Annotated in this window: 22 protein-coding genes and 2 riboswitches; of the genes, 6 read left to right on the top strand and 16 right to left on the bottom strand. The window is 70.0% G+C overall.

Annotated features, from left to right (window positions below; translation table 11 throughout):
- Complete coding sequence (locus AC068B_RS28895) at window positions 1-330, top strand: DUF427 domain-containing protein (protein WP_478674556.1); 330 nt, start codon at window positions 1-3, stop codon at window positions 328-330.
- Window positions 331-336: 6 nt separating this feature from the next.
- On the opposite strand, the gene AC068B_RS28890 is transcribed toward AC068B_RS28895, so the two are convergent.
- Window positions 337-1,329, bottom strand: a complete 993-nt coding sequence (locus tag AC068B_RS28890; RefSeq protein ID WP_478674555.1) for a GlxA family transcriptional regulator — start codon at window positions 1,327-1,329, stop codon at window positions 337-339.
- Between the two features lie 109 nt (window positions 1,330-1,438).
- Here AC068B_RS28890 and AC068B_RS28885 point away from each other — a divergent pair, with 109 nt between their 5' ends.
- Window positions 1,439-2,374: an NADP-dependent oxidoreductase gene (locus AC068B_RS28885; protein WP_478674747.1), complete on the top strand. Its 936-nt coding sequence runs from the start codon at window positions 1,439-1,441 to the stop codon at window positions 2,372-2,374.
- A 23-nt stretch (window positions 2,375-2,397) separates the two neighbouring features.
- Here AC068B_RS28885 and mnmA read toward each other — a convergent pair whose 3' ends face one another.
- Window positions 2,398-3,528, bottom strand: coding sequence for a tRNA 2-thiouridine(34) synthase MnmA (gene mnmA, locus AC068B_RS28880; protein WP_478674746.1), 1,131 nt, complete (start codon window positions 3,526-3,528; stop codon window positions 2,398-2,400).
- 67 nt (window positions 3,529-3,595) lie between these two features.
- On the opposite strand from mnmA, the gene AC068B_RS28875 reads away from it, so the two are divergent.
- The gene (locus AC068B_RS28875) at window positions 3,596-4,333 is read left to right on the top strand and encodes an N-acetylmuramoyl-L-alanine amidase (protein WP_478674554.1); all 738 of its coding nucleotides are present in this window, start codon (window positions 3,596-3,598) and stop codon (window positions 4,331-4,333) included.
- Between the two features lie 32 nt (window positions 4,334-4,365).
- Here the strand turns inward: AC068B_RS28875 and AC068B_RS28870 are convergent, their stop codons facing one another.
- The 3 genes from AC068B_RS28870 to AC068B_RS28860 form a co-directional block, all read right to left on the bottom strand.
- Complete coding sequence (locus AC068B_RS28870; RefSeq protein WP_356256912.1) at window positions 4,366-5,535, bottom strand: cysteine desulfurase family protein; 1,170 nt, start codon at window positions 5,533-5,535, stop codon at window positions 4,366-4,368.
- A 48-nt stretch (window positions 5,536-5,583) separates the two neighbouring features.
- Window positions 5,584-5,802 carry a DUF4190 domain-containing protein gene (locus AC068B_RS28865; protein WP_356257643.1) on the bottom strand — a complete coding sequence of 73 codons (219 nt, stop codon included), beginning with the start codon at window positions 5,800-5,802 and terminating at the stop codon, window positions 5,584-5,586.
- Between the two features lie 155 nt (window positions 5,803-5,957).
- The gene (locus AC068B_RS28860; protein ID WP_359348620.1) at window positions 5,958-6,110 is read right to left on the bottom strand and encodes a hypothetical protein; all 153 of its coding nucleotides are present in this window, start codon (window positions 6,108-6,110) and stop codon (window positions 5,958-5,960) included.
- A gap of 110 nt (window positions 6,111-6,220) precedes the next feature.
- Between AC068B_RS28860 and AC068B_RS28855 the strand changes: the two genes are divergently transcribed.
- On the top strand, window positions 6,221-6,853 hold the full coding sequence (locus tag AC068B_RS28855) for a TetR family transcriptional regulator (RefSeq protein ID WP_478674553.1): 633 nt from the start codon (window positions 6,221-6,223) through the stop codon (window positions 6,851-6,853).
- 43 nt (window positions 6,854-6,896) lie between these two features.
- The gene (locus AC068B_RS28850; protein WP_478674552.1) at window positions 6,897-7,736 is read left to right on the top strand and encodes an alpha/beta fold hydrolase; all 840 of its coding nucleotides are present in this window, start codon (window positions 6,897-6,899) and stop codon (window positions 7,734-7,736) included.
- Here AC068B_RS28850 and AC068B_RS28845 read toward each other — a convergent pair whose 3' ends face one another.
- Both AC068B_RS28845 and AC068B_RS28840 read right to left on the bottom strand, forming a co-directional pair.
- On the bottom strand, window positions 7,737-8,624 hold the full coding sequence (locus AC068B_RS28845) for a thioesterase family protein (protein ID WP_478674551.1): 888 nt from the start codon (window positions 8,622-8,624) through the stop codon (window positions 7,737-7,739). It abuts the gene before it with no gap.
- Window positions 8,625-8,719: 95 nt separating this feature from the next.
- Entirely contained in the window at window positions 8,720-9,394 is a 675-nt protein-coding gene (locus AC068B_RS28840) for a trimeric intracellular cation channel family protein (protein ID WP_478674550.1), read from the bottom strand.
- A gap of 139 nt (window positions 9,395-9,533) precedes the next feature.
- Between AC068B_RS28840 and AC068B_RS28835 the strand changes: the two genes are divergently transcribed.
- Window positions 9,534-9,743, top strand: coding sequence for a hypothetical protein (locus AC068B_RS28835; protein WP_478674549.1), 210 nt, complete (start codon window positions 9,534-9,536; stop codon window positions 9,741-9,743).
- On the opposite strand, the gene AC068B_RS28830 is transcribed toward AC068B_RS28835, so the two are convergent.
- The 9 genes from AC068B_RS28830 to AC068B_RS28790 form a co-directional block, all read right to left on the bottom strand.
- Window positions 9,709-11,109, bottom strand: coding sequence for a M1 family metallopeptidase (locus tag AC068B_RS28830; RefSeq protein ID WP_478674548.1), 1,401 nt, complete (start codon window positions 11,107-11,109; stop codon window positions 9,709-9,711). The genes AC068B_RS28835 and AC068B_RS28830 overlap by 35 nt on opposite strands.
- A 121-nt stretch (window positions 11,110-11,230) precedes the next feature.
- Window positions 11,231-12,451: an ABC transporter ATP-binding protein gene (locus tag AC068B_RS28825; RefSeq protein ID WP_478674745.1), complete on the bottom strand. Its 1,221-nt coding sequence runs from the start codon at window positions 12,449-12,451 to the stop codon at window positions 11,231-11,233.
- A gap of 23 nt (window positions 12,452-12,474) precedes the next feature.
- A complete protein-coding gene (locus AC068B_RS28820; protein WP_478674547.1) occupies window positions 12,475-13,572 on the bottom strand; it encodes an ABC transporter ATP-binding protein in 1,098 nt (365 codons plus the stop codon).
- A complete protein-coding gene (locus AC068B_RS28815) occupies window positions 13,569-14,570 on the bottom strand; it encodes an ABC transporter permease (RefSeq protein WP_478674744.1) in 1,002 nt (333 codons plus the stop codon). The genes AC068B_RS28820 and AC068B_RS28815 overlap by 4 nt, the downstream gene beginning before the upstream one ends.
- Before the next feature lie 151 nt (window positions 14,571-14,721).
- Window positions 14,722-16,476: an ABC transporter substrate-binding protein gene (locus AC068B_RS28810; protein ID WP_478674546.1), complete on the bottom strand. Its 1,755-nt coding sequence runs from the start codon at window positions 16,474-16,476 to the stop codon at window positions 14,722-14,724.
- Window positions 16,477-16,577: 101 nt separating this feature from the next.
- On the bottom strand, window positions 16,578-17,582 hold the full coding sequence (locus AC068B_RS28805) for an ABC transporter permease (protein WP_478674545.1): 1,005 nt from the start codon (window positions 17,580-17,582) through the stop codon (window positions 16,578-16,580).
- A 297-nt stretch (window positions 17,583-17,879) separates the two neighbouring features.
- Window positions 17,880-18,653, bottom strand: coding sequence for an enhanced serine sensitivity protein SseB C-terminal domain-containing protein (locus tag AC068B_RS28800; protein ID WP_356256881.1), 774 nt, complete (start codon window positions 18,651-18,653; stop codon window positions 17,880-17,882).
- 62 nt (window positions 18,654-18,715) lie between these two features.
- The gene (locus tag AC068B_RS28795; protein ID WP_478674544.1) at window positions 18,716-19,498 is read right to left on the bottom strand and encodes an enhanced serine sensitivity protein SseB; all 783 of its coding nucleotides are present in this window, start codon (window positions 19,496-19,498) and stop codon (window positions 18,716-18,718) included.
- A 59-nt stretch (window positions 19,499-19,557) separates the two neighbouring features.
- A complete protein-coding gene (locus tag AC068B_RS28790; RefSeq protein ID WP_478674743.1) occupies window positions 19,558-20,247 on the bottom strand; it encodes an AAA family ATPase in 690 nt (229 codons plus the stop codon).
- A 149-nt stretch (window positions 20,248-20,396) separates the two neighbouring features.
- A riboswitch (glycine riboswitch) is annotated at window positions 20,397-20,505 on the top strand.
- Window positions 20,506-20,618: riboswitch (glycine riboswitch) on the top strand.
- The last annotated feature ends 12 nt before the right edge of the window (window positions 20,619-20,630 follow it).

The following is a 20,630-nucleotide window of genomic DNA, read 5'->3' as shown; positions in this document are numbered from 1 at the left end:
ATGGCCGAGGGACACCGCATCACTGTCGAGCAGGGCACCGACCACGTGCGCGTGGTGCACGACGGGCAGGTCGTGGCGGATAGCAGCAGCCCGCTGCTGCTGCGCGAGACGGGGTACCCGGTCCGGTACTACCTCCCCCCGCAGGACGTGCGCACCGATCTTCTGACGCCGTCGGAGACCCACACCTACTGCCCGTTCAAGGGCACGGCCTCCTACTGGTCGCTGCCGGGGGCGGCGGACACCGTGTGGGCGTACCCGGAGCCGAAGGCGGCCGTGGCCGGAATCAAGGACCACTTCTGCTTCTACGAAGCAGAAGTCACAGAAGCGTAGGTCAGGTCACGAAGCAGCCGTGAACGTCCGCCGGTAGGCCGCCGGTGAGACGCCCAGCACGGCACGCATGTGCTGGCGCAGGGAGTTGCCGGTGCCGAACCCGGACCGGTGGGCGACCACGTCCACGGGCAGGTCGCTCGACTCCAGGAGCTGCCGGGCGAGTTCGATGCGCTGGGCGGTCAGCCAGCGGCCCGGCGGCATGCCGACCTCTTCCTGGAAGCGGCGGGTGAAGGTCCGCAGGCTCATGCGCGCGTGGGCGGCCAGTTCGCCGAGGGGCAGCGGTTCCTGGAGCCGTTCGAGCGCCCACACGCGCGTGGCGGCCGTCGTAGCGAGCGTGGGCTCGGGGACGGGCCGCTCGATGTACTGGGCCTGGCCGCCGTCGCGCCAGGGCGGCACGACGCAGATGCGGGCCGCGTGGTGGGCCACCGCACTGCCGTGGTCGCGGCGCAGCAGGTGCAGACAGAGGTCCACGCCCGCACCGACGCCCGCCGCGGTCAGGACGTCGCCGTCGTCCACGAAGAGCACGTTCTCGTCGAGCGCGACCCTGGGGTAGGCGCGCCGGAAGTGGTCGGCCTCCTGCCAGTGCGTGGTCGCGGGGCGCCCGTCGAGCAGCCCGGCGGCGGCGAGGACGTACGACGCGGTGCAGAACGACACCCACCGCGTGCCGGGCCGGACGCGGGCGAGGGCCGCCGCGAGCGGTTCGGGCAGGACACCGTCCGCGGTGCCGCCGCAGAGCCGGTCCGTAGGCGGGATGACCACCGTGTCCGCATCTTCCAGCGCCTCCGGGCCGTGCTCCGGCATCGCCTGGAACCCGGCGTCGGTCCGCACCGGCCCGCCGTCCACGGTGCAGACGACGACGTCGTACAGCGGGCGCCCCTCGGCGTCCTCGGCGGCTCCGAAGATCCGCGGAGGGATGCCCATCTCAAAGGCGTACACGCCGTCCAGGGCGAGGACCACCACCCGGTGCCGTCTGCTCTCCGAAGCCATCTCCGATCCCATGGCCGAATCCTGTCACATGATGGCCAAACTGCCAGCACCGTGCCTGCCCGCACCGCCGCACTCTTGGTCCCACCAGCCCTTTTGGAGAAGGAAGAGCAAGACCATGAAGATGCGTGCCATCACCCCCCGCGCCTGGGGCGCCCCCGAGAACCTCGTCCCGGTCGAGGTGGACCGCCCCGAGCCCGGACTGACCGAGATCCTGGTCCGGGTGCACGCGGCGGGCGTCAATCCCGTCGACTGGAAGACCCGCGCGGAGGGCGCCTTCGGCAGCTGGGGAGAGACCCCGATCCTCGGGTACGACGTGTCGGGCGTCGTCGAGGAGGTCGGCCCCGGTGTGACCCTGTACCAGCCCGGAGACGCCGTGTTCGGCATGCCCCGCTTCCCCGAGCAGGCGGGCGGCTACGCCGAGTTCGTCACGGCGCCCGCCCGGCGCTTCGCGCCCAAGCCCGCGGGCATCGGTCACGTCGAGGCCGCCGCGCTGCCGCTCGCCGCGCTGACCGCCTGGCAGGGGATGATCGAGACGGGCGGGCTCCGTGCCGGGCAGCGCGTGCTGATCCACGCGGCCGCGGGCGGCGTCGGCCACCTCGCCGTGCAGATCGCCAAGGCGCACGGCGCGTACGTCATCGGCACCGCGCGCGAGGAGAAGCACGACTTCCTGCGCTCGCTCGGCGCGGACGAGCTGATCGACTACACGGTGACGGACTTCTCCGAGACCGTACGGGACGTGGACGTGGTCCTGGACGGCGTCGGCGGCGCGTACGGCGACCGCTCGCTGCCCGTGCTGCGTCGCGGCGGCCACCTGGTCACGCTGCCCGACCCGGGCGGCCTGCCGGACCCGGAGCGGGCCGCGGAGCTCGGCGTGCACGCCGGGTGGACCATCGTCGAGCCCGATCGCCTTGCCCTGCTTGAGATCGCGCGCCTGGTCGACGAGGGCAGGCTCCGCGTGGAGGTGGACACGGTGCTGCCCCTGGAGGAGGCGGCCAAGGCGCACGCGTACGGGGAACAGGGCCGCACCCAGGGCAAGATCGTGCTCCAGGTCGCGTAGCGCCCTCGGGGCCGGACCGCGGGCTAGACCGCCGCGGCGGCCCGGTCCGTCGTCGCGATCGTCGCCGAGCCGACCACCCGCGTGCCGTCGTACAGCACGATCGCCTGGCCGGGGGCGACGCCGCGCACGGGCTCGGTGAACGAGACGTTCAGGGTGCCGTCGACGAGCTCGGCGGTCACCTCCGTCTCGCCGCCGTGGGCCCGCAGCTGCGCCGTGTACGTGCCGGGCGCGGAGGGGGCGGCTCCGCACCAGCGGGGCTTGATGGCGGTCAGTCCGGTCACGTCCAGGGCGGCGGCGGGGCCGACCGTGACGGTGTTGTTCACCGGGGAGATGTCCAGGACGTACCGCGGCTTGCCGTCGGGGGCGGGGGTGCCGATCCGCAGGCCCTTGCGCTGGCCGATCGTGTAGCCGAACGCCCCTTCGTGGCTGCCGAGGACCGCCCCCGACTCGTCCACGATGTCGCCCTCCGCCTTGCCCAGGCGGGAGGCGAGGAAGCCCTGGGTGTCGCCGTCGGCGATGAAGCAGATGTCGTGGCTGTCGGGCTTCTTGGCGACGGCGAGGCCGCGGCGCTCGGCCTCGGCGCGGATCTCCTCCTTGGTAGTGACCGTGTCGCCCAGGGGGAACATCGCGTGGGCGAGCTGCCTGTCGTCGAGCACCCCGAGCACATAGCTCTGGTCCTTCGCCATGTCGGAGGCGCGGTGCAGCTCGCGGGTGCCGTGCTCGTCGACGATCACCTGCGCGTAGTGGCCGGTGACGACCGCGTCGAAGCCGAGGGCGAGGGCCTTGTCCAGGAGCGCGGCGAACTTGATCTTCTCGTTGCAGCGCAGGCACGGGTTGGGGGTGCGGCCCGCCTCGTACTCGGCGATGAAGTCCTCGACCACGTCCTCACGGAACCGCTCGGCGAGGTCCCACACGTAGAACGGGATGCCGATGACGTCCGCGGCGCGGCGGGCGTCGCGCGAGTCCTCGATGGTGCAACAGCCCCGCGCTCCCGTGCGGAACGACTGGGGGTTGGCCGAGAGCGCGAGATGCACTCCCGTCACGTCGTGCCCGGCTTCGGCCGCGCGGGCGGCGGCGACGGCGGAGTCCACGCCGCCGGACATGGCGGCGAGGACACGGAGGGGACGCTGGGGGCGCTGCGGGGTCTCGGTCAAAGTCATAGCTCTAACAGAGTACGGGGCGACGGGAACCGCACGCCCGTGAGTAAGCGTTGACGATCACATGGGGGAAGCTGAGCAGAAGCCGCAGGGGCGCCGGGGCATCGACCGGCGCACCCTGCTGATCGGTGGCGCGGCGGCGGCCTTCGGCACCGTCGTGCTCGCCAGGGACGAGCTCGGCCGGTTGTGGTGGCGGATGCCCGGCGTGGTCAAGAAGCGCACGGAGGGCGAGGTCGACGCCCCGGGCGTGCAGTGGATCGCCGCGTCGGACTACAACTGGCGCAAGGCGGACCGCCCCGACGACTACAAGATCGACCGCGTCGTCATACACGTGGTTCAGGGCGGGTACCAGACGGCGCTGCGCGTCTTCAAGGACCCGTCCCACGGCGCCGCCGCGCACTACGTGGTGCGCAAGGACGGCCACATAGCGCAGATGATCCGCGAGCTGGACGTGGCGTTCCACGCGGGCAACAAGAGCTACAACGAACGCAGCATCGGCATCGAGCACGAGGGCTTCGTCGACAAGAAGTCGTCGTTCACCGACGCGATGTACGCGGCGTCGGCGCGGCTCACCGCCGGTATCTGCAGGCGGTACGACATCCCGGTGGACCGCGAGCACATCGTGGGCCACGTGGAGGTGCCGGGCACCGACCACACGGACCCGGGGCCCTACTGGGACTGGGACCGGTACATGCGCCTGGTCCGGACCGAGCGCGACAAGCCCGAGCCGCCCCGGAAGCCGAAGGAGTCCCGGAAGCCGAAGGAGTCCGGGAAGCCCGAGAAGGCCGAGACGAAGGGCTAGCCCCGCCCCCGGCCTGTCCCGGCCGACCCCGGCTAGCTCAGCCCCGCCGTCCGCGCCCGGTCCACCGCCGGGCCGATCGCCGCCGCCACCGCGTCGACGTCCGCCTTCGTCGACGTATGGCCGAGCGAGAAGCGCAGGGTGCCGCGGGCCAGGTCGGGATCGGTGCCGGTGGCGAGCAGGACGTGGCTGGGCTGCGCGATGCCCGCCGTGCACGCGGAGCCGGTGGAGCACTCGATGCCCTGCGCGTCGAGGAGCAGCAGCAGGGAGTCCCCCTCGCAGCCGGGGAACGTGAAGTGCGCGTTGGCGGGCAGTCGGCCCTCCGGGTACGGATCGCCGCCGAGGATCGCCTCGGGGACCGCCGCGCGGACGGCGGTGACCAGGTCGTCGCGGAGTGCGCCGATCTCGGCGGCGAACTGCTCGCGGTGCGCCGCGGCGTGCTCCCCCGCGACGGCGAACGCCGCGATGGCGGGCACGTCCAGCGTCCCCGAGCGCACGTGCCGCTCCTGGCCGCCGCCGTGCAGCACGGGCACGGGGGTGTACTCACGGCCGAGCAGCAGCGCGCCGATGCCGTAGGGCCCGCCGATCTTGTGACTGGAAACGGTCATGGCGGCGAGCCCGGACGCGGCGAAGTCGACGGGGATCTGGCCGTAGGCCTGGACTGCGTCGGCGTGCAGCGGGACGTCGAACTCCTGGGCGACGTCGGCCAGTTCCCTGATCGGCTGGATGGTGCCGATCTCGTTGTTGGCCCACATGACGGTGGCCAGGGCGACGTCGTCGGGGTTGCGCGCGATGGCTTCACGGAGGGCTTCGGGGTGCACGCGGCCGTGCGTGTCCACCGGCAGGTATTCGACGGTGGCGCCCTCGTGCTCGCCGAGCCAGTGCACGGCGTCGAGGACGGCGTGGTGCTCGACGGGGCTTGCGAGCAGCCGGGTGCGGGCCGGTTCCGCATCGCGCCGCGCCCAGTAGAGCCCCTTGACGGCGAGGTTGTCCGCCTCGGTGCCGCCGGAGGTGAAGACGGTTTCGCTGGGTCGGGCGCCGAGCGACTCGGCGAGTGTCTCGCGGGCCTCCTCGACGGTGCGTCGGGCCCGGCGCCCCGCCGCGTGCAGCGAGGAGGCGTTGCCGGTGACGGCGATCTGCGCGGTCATCGCCGCGATCGCCTCCGGGAGCATCGGAGTGGTCGCTGCGTGGTCGAGGTAGGCCATGGTGCGCACGATTCTACGAGCCGTGCGGGCCCCTTCGCCCCGGTGGTATCAGCCTGCGAGACCCCACGACAGGGTGTTGTCCGCCGAGACGAGTGCGGCGAGGACGACGAGGTCGGCCACGCCGAGCCCGAGTCCAAGCAGTGCGCGGCCCTTGCGGGCGGTGCCGCGCCACAGCGCGATGCCCGCGAGGACGATCGCGACGGGCCCGAGGAAGAGGTTCAGGACGAGCAGTCCGAGCAGGCCGAGGACGAAGGAGGCGACGGCCATGCCGTCGGTGTCCCGGCGTCCGGTGGGCCGGGTCTCCTCGACGCGGACGGGGGTCGTGGCCTGGGGAGCGGTGTGGGGACGGGTGCGGGTTGCGGTGCTTTCCATGGTGCGACTCCTGGCAGGTGGAGGTGTGGCCGACGGCGCGGGGCGGTGGCTCAGCGGTGCCGGGCGCGGCGCTCGCGCACCGCGAAGACCGCGAGCCACACGCCGATCACGGCGGCGGCGACGAGGCTGACCGGAAGCGGGGCGTGTGCCACGGAACCCATGGCGACACCCAGCAGCAGTAGGGCGGCGACAAGGAAGAGCATGTGATCCCTCTCGATTCGGTGAACGCTTGTGGTAACAGTTGTTCACTGACTCTGGAGTCTACTCCCTCTCCGGCTTTCAAAAGTCGGAGAACAGTTGTTAACTGCATGGCATGAGTCACACCCTCGGCATCCGGCAGGCCCAGAAGCAGAAGACCCGGCAGGCGCTCCTCGACGCGGCCCTCCAGCTGCTCGAGGAGCAGAGCCTCAGCAGCCTGGGCCTGCGCGAGGTCACCCGTGCCGTAGGCGTCGCCCCCACCGCCTTCTACCGGCACTTCCGCGACACCGCCGACCTGGGCGTGACCCTGGTCGAGGAGACGCTCGGCAGCCTGCACACGACGCTCGCCGCGATGCTGGCGTCGGAGACCGGCGACAGCGAGCAACGCATCGCGGGCACCGTCGAGTTGATAGCCGGATACGTCCACGCCCACCCCGCCCATGTTCGCTTCATCGCCCGCGAGCGGCACGGGGGCGTCCGGGCGGTGCGGGACGCGATCGGCGCCCAACTGGACCTGTTCGCCCGGGAGGTGGCGGAGCAGTTCGCCCGAGAGGCGCCGACGTCGCGGTGGACCGAGGACGACCTCCTGATGCTGGCGGGCATGTACGTCGACCACATGGTGATGACCGCGTCGTCCTTCCTGGACGCGGGCCCCGGGACGGCGGAGGAGGCACGGGTGGCGGACGTCGCCCGCAGACAGCTGCGCCTGGTGGGCCTGGGCCGCATGCACTGGCAGGACGAGCACTGACACCACTCGACGCGGGCCGTAAGGAGCTACTAGCCTTACGGTCATGACAGCCGTACGGGATTCCTGGGTCCTCGACCAGACCTTCGCCAGTTCCTCCGGGGCCGTGCGCTGGGCCGCCCTGGGACCGACCGCCGCCCCGCCCGTCGTCCTCGTCCACGGCACGCCGTTCTCGTCGTACGTCTGGCGCGGCATCGCCCGCTCCCTGTCCCGCGAACACCGCGTGTACGTCTGGGACCTGCCCGGGTACGGCGCCTCGGAGATGCGGGCCGGGCAGGACGTCTCGCTCGCCGCCCAGGGTCGGGTCCTCACCGAGCTCCTCGCCCACTGGGGCCTGGACCACCCCGCCGTCGTGGCCCACGACTTCGGCGGCTGCGTCTCCCTGCGCGCACACCTGCTGCACGGCGCCCGCTACGAACGCCTCGCCCTCGTCGACCCGGTGGCACTCGCCCCCTGGGGCTCCCCCTCGTACCGGCTGCTCGGCGAGAACGCCGACGTCTTCGCCCAGCTGCCGCCCGCGCTGCACCGGGCCATGATCCGCGAGTACATCGCATCGACGAGCCCGCGCGGACTGCACCCGGCCGTCCTCGACCGCCTCGTGGAGCCCTGGTGCACGGCGGAGGGGCAGGCCGCCTTCTACCGGCAGATCGCGCAGAACGACCAGCGGTTCACCGACGAGATCCAGGGCCGGTACGGCGAACTGGAGCTGCCCGTCCTGATCTGCTGGGGCACGGAGGACCCCTGGATCCCCGTGGCCAAGGGCAAGGAGCTGGCGGGCCTCGTCCCCGGCGCCGAGCTGCGCCTGATCGAGGGCGCGGGGCACCTCGTACAGGAGGATGCCCCCGCGGAGCTCACGGGCGAACTCACCCGCTTCCTCCGGACTTAGTCAGCTCAGCCGGGCCCGTGCCAGCTGGCGCGACTGGGCCACCAGGCGGTCCTCGCTGTCCCAGACCTCGGCGTCCTCCTCCAGGAAGCCGCCCGCGAGATTGCGGGTGGTGATCGAGACGCGCAGCGGGCCGGGGGCCGGGCGGTGGCGGACGTGGACCGTCAGCTCCACGGTCGGCACCCAGCCGGTCAGGCCCATCTCAAAGGCGGTCGGCGGCAGCGCGTCGACGGCGAGCAGCAGCGAGAGCGGGTCCGCGTCGCGGCCGTCCGCGAGGCCGAACCAGGCTCGCATCTCGCCCTTGCCCGACGGCTGCCCGAGCGCCCAGCCGAGGGTGGCCGGGTCGAGCTTGAGGAAGAGGCGGTCCGCGATGGCCGAACTGCCGGGCACCGGCCGGTGGTCGGGGGCGTCCTGCGCGCCGAAGCACTGGTCGAGCGGCGGGATGGCGGGCGGCTTGGCCGTGGTGCGCACGTCGTCGGGGAGCGCGTCGAGGTCGCCGTACGAGGCGAGCACGCGGATCCGCTCGACCTCGCGCCCCTCATCGTCGTACTGGAAGAGCGAGGCCTGTCCGGTGGAGAGCGAACGGCCGCCGCGGACCACGTCCGTGCGGATGACGGCGGGGCCGGGGCTCGACGCGGTGAGGTAGTGCGCCGAGACGGTGAAGGGGTCGGCGTGCGGGAGGGCGTCGGCGAGGGCGCGGCCGATGACGGCGAGGAGATAGCCGCCGTTGACGGCGCTGATGATCGTCCAGCCTGCGGACAGTTCGGTGTCGTAGACGCCGGGTTCGCGCCGGGTCACCGCGGTGTCGCGGTCGAACTCGCTGTCGCCGATGCTCGCGGGCGCCGCCGTCGGAGATGGGGCTGCCGATGCCGCCGATGCTGCCGTTGCCATGCCAGCAACGTACAACAGGAAACTACTGAGCGGTAGCTTTTTCTTCCGGCTCCAGGATTCCAGAACCCCGGACCCCAGACCCCAGCCCCAGAGTCCTAGGGCGTCTCCTCCACCTCCGCCTCCACCGCCGTGGACCGGCGGTTCCAGGCCCGTGGCGCCCGCCAGTGGTAGCGCATCGCGAGCAGCCGCAGGGTGAACGCCGTCACGACCGCGATGCTGCTGGTCACTGCCGTCAGCTGCTCGTAGTGGATGCACAGGGCGACCATCGTGGCGCCCACGATGGCGGGGACCGCGTACAGGTCGCGGTCCCAGCGGACCAGCGAGGGCACCTCGTTGGCGACGATGTCGCGGAGGACACCGCCGCCCACCGCGGTCATCAGGCCCAGGGTGGCCGACGCGGTGAGGCCGAGCCCGTAGTCGTACGCCTTGGTCGTGCCCGTCACACAGAACAGGCCGAGGCCCGCCGCGTCGAAGACGTTCACCGCGAGCTGGGTGCGCTCCACCTCCGGGTGCAGGAAGAAGACCAGGAGGGCCGCGAAGAGCGGGGTGATGAAGTAGCCGAGGTCGGTGAAGGCGGCCGGTGGGACCGCCCCGATGACCAGGTCACGGAAGACCCCTCCGCCCAGCGCGGTGACCTCGGCGAGGACGGCGATGCCGAAGACGTCGAAGTTCTTGCGCACGGCGAGCAGCGCGCCGGAGATCGCGAAGACGAAGATCCCCACGATGTCGAGCGAGTGCTGGACGGAGGGCGTGAACAGATCCAGGAGCACGCGCCATTCTTACCCGTGGCCGCGGCGGCCTCTCTCCGGCCTTCACCGCGATTTGAGGTTAGAAAGGTCGAGTGCCCGTCCAGCAGGGCCTCATGGCTCCAAAAGCTTCACAAAGGAGTTCAATGACACGCTTGAAGCCATGAGATTCCTGTTGGAGATCGACATGGGTGAGACGGCGTTCGAGGGGCAGGCCGCCGACGAGCTGGGCCGGATCCTGCGGTACTGGGGCGGCAACCTGCGGCACTACGCGCTGGAGCCCGGTGCGGGCGAGGCGGTGTACGACTCCGGATACCGCGAGGTCGGCGCCTGGCGGATCACCGCGAAGGAAGCGCCGGCTTCCCCTTCGTGAAGAGCCAGGTGTCGAAGAGCTCGTCGAGCTGCTCGCCGGAGATCTTCTCGGCAAGCCGCACGAAGTCGGCGGTGGTCACGTTCCCGTTCCTGTGCTGCTTCGTCCAGGCCTTGAGGAGCTTGAAGAAGTCCTCGTCGCCGATGCGCTCCCTGAGCACCTGGAGCGTCATCGCGCCGCGCTGGTAGACGGCGGAGGCGAACATGGTGTCGCGCTGCGGGTCGCCGACGACGATCTGCCAGAAGGCCGAGTCGGCGGGGCGCGCGTTGTAGCCCGCGAGGAAGGCGTCATGGGCGGTCTGGGTGCCCTTGTGCTCGCTCCACAGCCACTGGGAGTAGGTCGCGAAGCCCTCGTTGAGCCAGATGTGGTTCCACTTCTCGACCGACACCGAGTCGCCGAACCACTGGTGGGCGAGCTCGTGGGCGATGGTCGACTCGCTGCGGATCGCGGAGTACACCGGCTTGGTCTGGGTCTCCAGGGAGAAGCCCGCCTGCGGCATGTCGTCGACGATCGCGCCGGTCTCCTCGAAGGGGTAGGGGCCGAAGACCTTCGACCAGTAGTCGGTGACCTCGGCCGTGACGCCGTACACGTCGACGTTGTTGCTGTTCTCCAGGACGGGGTCGATGGCGACGTAGATCGGGGTCCCGCCCGGGGTCGTGCCCTTCTTCACGTCGAACTTGCCGATGGTGGCGGTCGCGAGGTAGGTCGCCATGGGCGTGGACTCGCGCCAGTGGGCGACGGTCTGGCCGCCCTTGTCGTACGTGCCGACGAGGCGGCCGTTGGAGACCCCGGTCAGGCCCTTGGGCGCCTTGATGCGGATGTCGAAGGCGGCCTTGTCCGAGGGGTGGTCGCTGGACGGGAACCAGGTGGACGCGGCGTTCGGCTCGCAGGCCACGAAGACGCCGTCGGCGGTCTTCATCCAGCCGTAGTCGGAGCCGAAGACGATGGGGCCGGTGAGCGGTTCGGGCACACCGCCGTAGGTGACCGTCACCGTGAAGTTCTTGTTCTTGCGCAGGGCGTCGCGGGGCGTGATGCGGATCTCGTCGCCGTTGCGCGTGAACTGGGCGCGTCTGCCGTTCACTTCGATCCGGGTGACCGTCAGTTTCTGCAGGTCGAGGTCGAAGGACGACAGGTCCTGGGTGGCGCGCGCGGTGATGGTGGTGCGGCCGTCGAGGCGGTCGGTGTCGGGGTTGTAGGCGACGTCGAGACCGTAATGGCGTACGTCGAAGCCGCCGTTGCCGAGCTGGGGGAAGTACGGGTCGCCGACGCCGTCGGAGCCGGGGTGGGGCGCGGGGGCCGCGGCGATCAGGCAGAAGGAGAGCGCCGCGGTCGCGAGCGCTCCCAGACGTGCCGAACGGGAGAGTGCCATGAGTCTTCCCTTCGAACGCGTTCCGATGGGGTGTCCGAGGAGACGGACACGCAGACTCTGCACTCTCCCGCTAGGGCATGTACATGACCCAGGACGCGTACTTTGTCCGGGTCAACTTGCCTTATCCCTCAGTCGACTTCTGACCCTTGTCCTTCGAAACCTCACCCTTTGAAGCAACGGCTTCCGGCTTCACGGCGGTCTCCGGTTCCGCATCGGCTTCCGCTTCCGCGGTCGTCTCCGCGGCGGTCTCCTCCGCCTTGGACACCACCGACACCACCTCGATCGCCTCCTTGGCCACCGAGAGCAGCTTGGTGTCCTCGGGCGCCTGGTCCTCGGCGTTCTCCGGGTGGTGGCACGCCACCTGGTGCCCGGAGGCCAGCGAGAGCAGCGGCGGCTCCTTCGTCTTGCAGATCTCCGTCGCCTTCCAGCACCGCGTGTGGAAGCGGCAGCCGGTGGGCGGGTCGATCGGCGAGGGGACGTCACCGCGGAGCAGGATGCGCTCGCTCTTGACGCCGCGCCGCTTGGGGTCGGGCACCGGTACCGCGGAGAGCAGCGCCTTGGTGTACGGGTGCATCGGCGTGGAGTAGAGGTCCTTGCGGTCCGCCAGCTCCACGATCTTGCCGAGGTACATCACCGCGATGCGGTCCGAGACGTGCCGGATGACCGACAGGTCGTGCGCGATGATCACGTACGTGAGGCCGAGCTCGTCCTGCAGGTCGTCCAGGAGGTTGACCACCTGGGCCTGGATGGAGACGTCGAGGGCCGACACCGGCTCGTCCGCCACGACCAGCTTCGGACGGAGCGCGAGGGCCCGCGCGATGCCGATGCGCTGGCGCTGGCCGCCGGAGAACTCGTGCGGGTAGCGGTTGTAGTGCTCGGGGTTGAGCCCGACGCGCTCCAGCATCTCCTGCACGGTCTTCTTCACGCCGCCCTCGGGCTTGACGCCCTGGAGCTTGAAGGGCGCGCCGACGATCGTGCCGATGGTGTGCCGGGGGTTCAGCGACGAGTACGGGTCCTGGAAGATCATCTGCACATCGCGGCGGAACGGACGCATGCCGCCCGTGCCCAGGTGCGTGATGTCCTTGCCCTGGAACTCGACGCGTCCGCCGGTCGGCTCCAGCAGGCGCGTGATCAGGCGGCCCATCGTCGACTTGCCGCAGCCGGACTCGCCGACGACGCCGAGGGTCTCCCCGGGGCGCACGTCGAAGCTGAGCCCGTCCACCGCCTGGACCGCCGCCACCTGGCGCTGGAGCAGCCCCTTCTTGATGGGGAAGTGCTTCACCAGGCCGTCGACCTTGAGCAGCGGCTCGGGCGAGCCCTGCGTCTGCGCCGGGATCGTCATCTCCTGGCCCTTCACGTCATCGTTCACAGCTTCGGCGCAATCTCTTCGGTCCAGATCCGGGTGCGCTCTTCCTGCGACATGTGGCAGGCGGAGTAGTGCCCGTCGGCCACCAGACGCAGTTCGGGGCGCTCGCTGCGGGTGATCTGGTCCTTGGGGATGTCCGCGTAGGGGCAGCGCGGGTTGAAGGCGCAGCCGCTCGGCAGGTTGATCAGGCTGGGCGGGGAGCCCTTGACCGGGATCAGCCGCTCGGTCTCCTCGCGGTCGATGCGGGGCATCGAGCCCAGCAGGCCCCAGGTGTAGGGGTGCTGGGGTTCGTAGAAGACCTTCTCGGCCGTGCCGCGCTCGACGCACCGGCCGCCGTACATGACCAGGAGCTCGTCCGCCATCTCGGCGACCACGCCCAGGTCGTGCGTGATCATGATGACCGCGGAGCCGAACTCCTTCTGCAGGTCCCGGATGAGGTCGAGGATCTGCGCCTGGACGGTCACGTCAAGGGCGGTCGTCGGCTCGTCCGCGATGAGCAGCTCGGGGTTGTTGACGAGCGCCATCGCGATCATCGCGCGCTGGCGCATGCCGCCCGAGAACTCGTGCGGGTAGGAGTCGACGCGCTTGTCGGGCTGCGGGATCCCGACCCGGTCGAGCATGTCGATCGCACGCTTGCGCGCGGTCTTCTTGTCGACGTCGTTGTGGACCCGGTACGCCTCGGTGATCTGCTTGCCGATGGAGTAGTACGGGTGCAGCGCGGAGAGCGGGTCCTGGAAGATCATCGCCATCTCGCGGCCGCGCAGCTTGCGCACCTCGTCGGCCGGGGCGCTCAGCAGCTCCGTGCCGTCCAGCCAGATCTCGCCGGAGATCTGGGCCTTGCGGGCGCCGTACTGGCCCGCGGTGTGCAGGCCGAGGATGCCGAGCGAGGTGACCGACTTGCCGGATCCTGACTCGCCCACGATGCCGAGGGTCTTGCCCTTCTCCAGCTGGAAGCTGAGCCCGTCGACGGACTTGACCAGGCCGTCGTCGGTCGGGAAGTGCACCTTGAGGTCGCGCACCTCGAGGAAGGCGGAGGGAGCGGGCGAACCGGCGACGGGTTCACCCACCGCGGCTCCGCTCTTGGACAGTTCGGTCATCCCAGCCTCACTCGCGGGTCGATGACGGCGTACAGAAGGTCGACGACGAGGTTGGCGATGGCGATCGCGAGCGCCGCGAACAGCGTGACACCAAGAATGACGGGCAGGTCCTTGCTGCTGATGGCCCTGACCGCTTCGAGGCCGAGCCCCGGCAGGTTGAACGTGGACTCGGTGAGCACGGCGCCGCCCATCAGCACGCCGAGGTCGAGTCCGAAGACGGTGAGGATCGGGGTCATCGCGGAGCGCAGCGCGTGTTTGCGGATGACGGTGGCCTCGCCGAGGCCCTTGGCGCGGGCGGTACGGATGTAGTCCTCGCCGAGCACTTCGAGCATGGTCGCTCTGGTGAGGCGGGCGTACATCGCCGCGTTGAGGAAGGCGAGGACGATCCACGGCAGGATCAGTGTCTGTAGCCAGACGTCGATCGAGTCGTCGGTACTGAGGCTGTCCGCGATCTTCACCCAGCCGAGTTGGTGGACGAAGAGGCCCATCGCGATCATGCCGGTGAAGAAGACGGGGAGCGAGACACCGGCGAGGGCGATGGTCATCGCGGAGCGGTCCCAGATCGTGCCCCGCTTGAGGGCTGAGATCACACCGGTGGCGACACCCGCGGCGAGCCACAGGACACAGGCACCGGCGGCGAGCGCGGCGGTGACGGGCAGGGCGTCCTTGAGGGTCTCCCAGACGGGCGCCTCGGTACGGAAGGAGTAGCCGAAGCAGGGCGCCGGGCAGTGCGTGACGTCAGTGCCGTTGACGTAGTCGCGCCCCATCGGGATGCCCTTGATGAAGTCCCAGAACTGGACGAGCAGAGGGTCGTCGAGTCCCAGTTTGGTCCGGATGCCTTCGATCTGCTCGGCTCCGGTGGCCTTGCCGGCGAAGAGGACGGCGATGTCCTGTCCCGCCCACTTGGGCAGCATGAAGAAGACGGTGAAGGTCGCGAGCAGTACGACCAGCACCATGATGATTACGGCGAACAGGCGCCGGATGAGATAAGCAAGCACTGTGCGCGGCCCGGCGGTGGCCGGGGCCCCCTTGTGAGGGGTCCCGGCCACCGCCCGGGGCCATCACCTGCCCTTCGGACTGGCGGGATTCGGCGGCGGTGGAACTACAACTACTGCTTCCCTGACGGGAAGTGTGTGACAGCTACGGGTGTTACTTGACGACGCCGAGCGAGGCGTAGTCGTAACGGCCGTTGTAGCCGTCGGACATGTACGCGTTGGTCAGCCGCGACCCGCGCCAGGTGATGTTCTTCTCGTAGAGGAAGGGCATCCAGTCGGCCTGGTCGAGGATCCTCTTGTCGAGCTGCTTGTAGATCTCGCCGGCCGCGGCCGGGTCGGTCTCCGCGATCGCCTTGTCGAAGAGCGCGTCGACCTTCTTGTCCTTGATCTGCGACTCGTTGTAGTTACCGGTCGGGTTCAGGAAGCGGCTGTCGAACAGCGGCTGCGCGTAACCCTGGCCGGACGGGAAGTCCGGGCCCCAGCCGCTCATCGTCATGCCGTAGCCGCGCTTCTTCACGACGGACGGCGAGCCGGTGATGCTGGCGGTGTCGGCGCCGTCGAGGGAGTCGACCTGGACCTTGATGCCGACCTTGTCGAGCGCCTGCTGCAGCGACTCGGCGGCGTCGACCTCACCCGGCTGGTTGGTGCGGGCGGTCAGCTTGGTGGTGAAGCCGGTCGGCTTGCCGCACTGCTTCAGCTCGTCCTTGGCCTTGGCGACGTCCGGCTTGCCCTTGCGCTTCAGCACGCCGTACGGGTCGTACTTGCTGTAGCCGGGGATCGCCACGGGGAAGGTGCTGCTGGCGATGTCGCCGGCCGCCACCTTGCCGCCACGGGTCTGCTGGATGCTCGCGAAGTCGGTCGCGTAGAACACGGCCTTGCGGCAGTGCTCGTCGTCGAACGGCTTGGCGTTGTGGATGAGCGCGACGTAGCGCACGAAGGACGTGTGCATGTTGTCGACGTTGTCACGGTGGTCCGTGACGGCGCTGACGCGGCCGGACTGGGTCATGCCCGTGCCGTTGATGTCGAGGTCGAAGTCCCCCTCCATCAGCTTCTTGTCGTTCTCCTCCTGGTTGGCGGAGAACGTCACGTCGATCTTGTCGGGCAGCGCGGCGCGGATCGGGTCCGAGGACTTCTTCCACTTGTCGTTGCGGACCAGAACGAGCTTCTTGTTGGACTTGTACTCCTGGAACTTGTAAGGCCCCGCGGAGAACGGCCGCTGCGTGTACTTGGCCTTCGTGTCCTTGGCCTCCTTCACCGGCGAACCGGTGGGCATGGCCAGGAACTGCTCGAAGTCACCGTTGCGCTTGGGCAGCTTGAAGATGATCGTCTGGTCGTCGGGGGTCTCGATCGCGTCGAGGCCGCCCTTGTCCTTGTACGGGCCCTTGTACTTGCCCTTGGGGTCGAGCGTCTGGCGGATGTAGCCGGGACCACCGGTGATGGTGTCCGTCGCCCAGGCGCGCTCGATGCCGTACTTGATGTCCTTGGCGGTCAGCGCCGAGCCGTCCTCCCACGTAAGGCCGTCACGCAGCTTGTACGTGTAGGTCTTGCCGTCGTCGGAGATCTTCGCCGTGGAGGTCGCGAGGTCCGGGACCAGCTTCGTGCCCGCCTTGCCCGGCTTGGTGTCGTAGGTCACCAGCTGCCGGGTGTAGAAGCGCATGAAGTCCCACGTCATGCCGTAGTAGGCGCGCTGCGGGTCGGCGGAGTCCAGGTCCTGCTTGCCGACCATCTTCAGCGTGCCTCCCTTCTTCTTGGAAGGGTTGGCGACCTTGTTCAGCGCCGCGTTGTAGCCGGCACCCTTCGAGTCGCTGTCGCCACCGTCACCGCCGCCGCACGCCGTGGTGGTCACCAGCGCCGCGACGACGAGGGCCGCACCGCTGGTGAGCCGTCGTTTCGTGGAACCTGTGGGCATTTTCTCGTAACCTCCGAGATCGCGGTCCCTGGCCTTGTGCTGCCGGAGAACCATGGTTAAAGCCACCTGACATGCGGCAGGGGCAAGCCAGTTGGGACCTTCTAGCGCGTCCCCTTCGGGTCGAGCGCATCACGCAGCCCGTCGCCGAAGAGGTTGAAGGCCAGGACGGTGATGAAGATCGTGACGCCCGGGAAAACCATGAACATCGGGTCGTGCTCGTACGTCTTGAGCGCGTCGCGCAGCATGCCGCCCCACGAGGCCGTCGGCGGCTTCACACCGGCGCCGAGGAAGCTCAGGGCCGCCTCCGTGAGGATGTTGGTCGGGATCATCAGCGTCGCGTAGACGGTGATGGGGGCGACCAGGTTGGGCAGCAGTTCGCGGAACAGGATGTGGCGCTTGCCGCCGCCGAGGCTGCGGGCCGCCTCCACGTACTCGCGCTCACGGAGCGAGAGCGTCTGGCCGCGGACGATGCGGCCGACGTACGGCCAGCCGAAGAAGCCGATGACCAGCACGAGGATGGCCACGCGCACGCTGGTGCCCTGGAGGCCCAGCAGGTCGTCGGGGAGCACGGAGACCAGCGAGATGATGAAGAGCAGCTGCGGGAACGAGAGCAGCACGTCCATCACGCGGCTGATCACGGCGTCGATCCAGCCGCCGAAGTAGCCCGCGATGATCCCGAAGAGGGTGCCGAGCGCCACGGCCACGATGGCCGCGAGGAACGCCACCAGGAGCGAGATGCGCGCGCCGAAGACGATCCGGCTGAAGATGTCGCGGCCCTTGTTGGGCTCGACCCCGAAGAGGAAGTCGCTGCTCACACCGCCGAGCGCGCCCTTGGGCAGGCCGGTCAGCTCGTCGACCTTGTCCTGGTGGAAGCCGTTGGGGTCGTGGCCGAGGAGGTCCACGAGCAGGGGCGCGAAGATGGCGACCAGCACCAGGAGCAGCACGGTGATGCCGCCGGCCAGGGCGACCTTGTCCCGCTTCAGGCGGGTCCAGGCGATCTGCTTGAGGGACCGACCCTCGACCTTTTTCACCCCTGCATCAACTGCGGGGGCGACGTCCTGGGTCGGGTCCGCGTCCGCAGGTGTGTCATGCAATGGTGCCGTCATCGTGGCAGGGACCCCTCTCAACCGGTGGTGACCGGCCCGCACTTGCCGCTGTAGCGACGTGATCAGTCCGTCGTACGAAGGGGCGGAGGCCCCTGGAGCGGGAGTCTTCATCCACGTCGCGATCTGTTACCAGACTTGACGGGGAAAGGATGCGCAACCGTGATGCTGATCGAGGTGTTCCGTTATCCGGACGCGAGTGAACGAGGGTCGAACACGGGGCAGTTGGGTCGCAAGGCGTCACAGGAGCCCATAGGACCCCACCTGCACCAGAACGGACATCACGTCCGTCGGCGCTGTTCAGTACTGCGCGGGGTATCCGTAGCCGCCCGCGGGCGCCGGGGCCGCCTGGGCCTCACGGTCGTAGAACGGCCTGGCATTGGCTCGTAGCCACATCGCGACCGGGTCGTAATCGTCCGACATCGCGACCGTCGAGACGGGCAGGCCCTCCGGAACGGCGGGGATGGACTGCCGCATCATCGTGCGCACCGCGTCGACCGACGGCGGCGACGTGTCGTAGACGTCGAGGCCGATGGCCAGATAGGGCGCACCGAGCGCGGGCTGCACCCAGGCGCGGCGCAGCGAGCGGACCACGGGGGTGCGGTGCGCGTTCTGCGTCAGCAGGGCGTAGAACTGGGGGATCTCGATGCTCGGCTCGGTGAGCCTGAGCGGTCCCGCGGGGAGCGCGTCGAGGCCCGTGGCGATGCGGCGCAGATCCAGCCAGGGGATGCCGACGCCGCCGCCCGGGGCGTGCGGGTTGAGCCAGAGGCCGTAGTGGTCGGGGTAAAGGGTGCGGGCGATGGCGGTGCCGCGCACCACTTCGTAGCTCCGGTTCCAGCCACTGGCGGACAGCTCCTGGGCGGAGGTCACACAGGGTGCGTAGCCGAGGCCCTCGACCTCCATGTTGCCGTACTGGGCGTCGGGGGATCCAGCCTGGCCGTGCCAGAGCAGCATCCACACCTGGTCGGTGGCGAGCGCGCGCAGCAGTGCCTCGTACGCGTCGTAACGCCCCGGCGTCACCTGGCGCAGCAACTGCTCGATGTGCCCGGCCGCGGCCGTGCCCGACGCACTCACCCGTAACCGCCCCTTCGTGACGAACTCGGCGACCCTATGGAAGACAGAGGAATGGAACCAGCTTAAGCGGCGATCCGGTGGTAGAAAGGCCGCACCTTCGCACGCAGCCAGTCGCCCACGGGGTCCTGCGCCACGTCGAGCAGCACCAGGTTCACCGGCCACGGGACCGGGGCCTGCCCCAGGGCACGGCCCAGCGCCTCCATGGGGAGGTCGCGCGCGTTGCCGTCCCAGGTGGACAGCTCGACGCCGACGAAGAGCGTCGGATCGTCCGTCTCCACGTGGGCCAGACAGCGGCGCGCCGTGAGCACGACTCCGGCGGCCTCGAACTCCCGTGCCGCGGCGCTCAGGAAGTCCACCGGGTCCTCCTGCCAGTCCGGCTCGAACAGCCGTACCCGGCCACCGGTGCTCGGGCCGTCCAGCTCGGTGCGGCCCGTCCGGCAGAGCTCGGCGACGGCGGGCGGCGGCAGCGGGACGCCGACGGTGCCGTCCGGGTTCAGCGCGATGCCCAGCTGCGGGGGGAGGCCGCGGGCGAACTCGACGGCGGGCGCCACGGTGCAGCCCATCCGGTCGGCCGCGTCGCCGAGGGCCTGGCGGAACTGCTGCTCGGAGGTGAAGACGGGGACGTACGCCTGGCCCTCGATCTCCAGAGTCGGCAGGTCCAGGGTGCCGCTCTCGGGGCTGCCGCCGTTCGGCAGCGGTACCCAGAGGTGGCTGCGGCCGAGCACCTCGACGATGCGGCCGCCCGCGGACGCGGGGGCGCCGAGTGAGGCCGCAAGGACCTCCTCCAGTTCGTTGCCCGGCCATCCGCCGTACGGATGGGCATGTGCCTGCGCCGGAAAGTCCATCTGTCCAACCCCTGCTCGCGACCGCTCTGCCTGCGGCTCGAACCCTAACGCCGGTCGGCTCAGCGGTCGAAGGCGATCACCCGCAGCACCCGCGCCGCCGCCCGGTCGAGCAGCACGGCCGAGCGGCAGCCGAACGGCAGGTCGCCGCGCTCGGTGGCGGCGACCAGCCGGCCGACCGTCCTGCGGTGGCGTGCGAACGCGTACCGCGAGACGCCACGGCCGCGCTCGTGCTGGCCCCGCAGCGCCGTGTCCACCGGGACGTCGAGCATCAGCAGGTGCAGGGCCGTGCCGCGCCGTGCGGCCTCGCGGGCGAGCCAGCGGCGCACCCAGGCCTGGGTGCCGCAGTCGTGCACGACGACGCTCTCACCGGAGCGCAGCGTGCGACGCAGCGTGGCGTAGTGCGCGAGGCGGACCAGGGGGCGGTAGGCCGCGTACGGCAGCAGGCGGGGCATCCGGTCGGCCCAGCGGTCGCGGGTGTCCTGGGAGTCGATGCGCGGGCCCGTGACGGCCTGCCGCATCAGGGTCGATTTCCCGCCGCCGGGCAGCCCGGAGACGACGACCAGGTCGCCCGCGCCGAACGTGAGGCGGTGCGGGCTGTGACCGGCCCGCTGCCGCAGATCGCGGACGACGGCGGCGGGCAGCCGACCGCAGCTCTCCGCGGCCGGGGCAGGAGCCTGCTTGGGCAGTGCCACCCCCGTGGAAGTGGCATAGAGACTCGTCCTGCTGCGCACCGTGATCGGCCTCCCCATAGCGGTCACGTACTGCTTCCCCCGCAAGTGTAAAGAGAAGGTAATGCGGCACAAGAGCACTCCGGGGTGACGGAACCCGCTGCCGGACACGGGTCCCCCTGAACAGAGTCGCGTGCAATGATGTGCCCGCCAACTCCATACAGGCCGTTTGAATCCGCGCGGGAGAGTCTCCGGAACCCAGCTTGTGCTGTGTGCCCGGGGCGCCGAAGGAGCAAGTCCCTCCCTTGAATCTCTCAGGCCCCGTACCGCGCGGGCGAGGCACATCTGAAAAGCGGACCGCCCGGCGGTCCCACCCAAGGTGCAAGCCGGACGTCCCGCACGACGGGACACTCCCGGCGAACCTCTCAGGTTCCGATGACAGATGGGGAGGATCGACCTCGCCC

This window comes from Streptomyces sp. NPDC042371, from assembly GCF_056437465.1.
The sequence above is the reverse complement of the archived record's forward strand: the minus strand, read 5'-3'. Positions and strand labels throughout refer to the sequence as shown.

What these genes read in the sequence shown, in the direction of transcription:
- AC068B_RS28895 (WP_478674556.1), top strand. Translation starts at nt 1, where the DNA reads ATGGCCGAGGGACACCGCATCACTGTCGAGCAGGGCACCGACCACGTG.
- AC068B_RS28890 (WP_478674555.1), bottom strand. Translation starts at nt 1,329, where the DNA reads ATGGGATCGGAGATGGCTTCGGAGAGCAGACGGCACCGGGTGGTGGTC.
- AC068B_RS28885 (WP_478674747.1), top strand. Translation starts at nt 1,439, where the DNA reads ATGCGTGCCATCACCCCCCGCGCCTGGGGCGCCCCCGAGAACCTCGTC.
- AC068B_RS28875 (WP_478674554.1), top strand. Translation starts at nt 3,596, where the DNA reads ATGGGGGAAGCTGAGCAGAAGCCGCAGGGGCGCCGGGGCATCGACCGG.
- AC068B_RS28870 (WP_356256912.1), bottom strand. Translation starts at nt 5,535, where the DNA reads ATGGCCTACCTCGACCACGCAGCGACCACTCCGATGCTCCCGGAGGCG.
- AC068B_RS28865 (WP_356257643.1), bottom strand. Translation starts at nt 5,802, where the DNA reads ATGGCCGTCGCCTCCTTCGTCCTCGGCCTGCTCGGACTGCTCGTCCTG.
- AC068B_RS28860 (WP_359348620.1), bottom strand. Translation starts at nt 6,110, where the DNA reads ATGCTCTTCCTTGTCGCCGCCCTACTGCTGCTGGGTGTCGCCATGGGT.
- AC068B_RS28855 (WP_478674553.1), top strand. Translation starts at nt 6,221, where the DNA reads ATGAGTCACACCCTCGGCATCCGGCAGGCCCAGAAGCAGAAGACCCGG.
- AC068B_RS28850 (WP_478674552.1), top strand. Translation starts at nt 6,897, where the DNA reads ATGACAGCCGTACGGGATTCCTGGGTCCTCGACCAGACCTTCGCCAGT.
- AC068B_RS28845 (WP_478674551.1), bottom strand. Translation starts at nt 8,624, where the DNA reads ATGGCAACGGCAGCATCGGCGGCATCGGCAGCCCCATCTCCGACGGCG.
- AC068B_RS28835 (WP_478674549.1), top strand. Translation starts at nt 9,534, where the DNA reads ATGAGATTCCTGTTGGAGATCGACATGGGTGAGACGGCGTTCGAGGGG.
- AC068B_RS28830 (WP_478674548.1), bottom strand. Translation starts at nt 11,109, where the DNA reads ATGGCACTCTCCCGTTCGGCACGTCTGGGAGCGCTCGCGACCGCGGCG.
- AC068B_RS28825 (WP_478674745.1), bottom strand. Translation starts at nt 12,451, where the DNA reads ATGACGATCCCGGCGCAGACGCAGGGCTCGCCCGAGCCGCTGCTCAAG.
- AC068B_RS28820 (WP_478674547.1), bottom strand. Translation starts at nt 13,572, where the DNA reads ATGACCGAACTGTCCAAGAGCGGAGCCGCGGTGGGTGAACCCGTCGCC.
- AC068B_RS28810 (WP_478674546.1), bottom strand. Translation starts at nt 16,476, where the DNA reads ATGCCCACAGGTTCCACGAAACGACGGCTCACCAGCGGTGCGGCCCTC.
- AC068B_RS28805 (WP_478674545.1), bottom strand. Translation starts at nt 17,582, where the DNA reads ATGACGGCACCATTGCATGACACACCTGCGGACGCGGACCCGACCCAG.
- AC068B_RS28795 (WP_478674544.1), bottom strand. Translation starts at nt 19,498, where the DNA reads ATGGACTTTCCGGCGCAGGCACATGCCCATCCGTACGGCGGATGGCCG.
- AC068B_RS28790 (WP_478674743.1), bottom strand. Translation starts at nt 20,247, where the DNA reads ATGGGGAGGCCGATCACGGTGCGCAGCAGGACGAGTCTCTATGCCACT.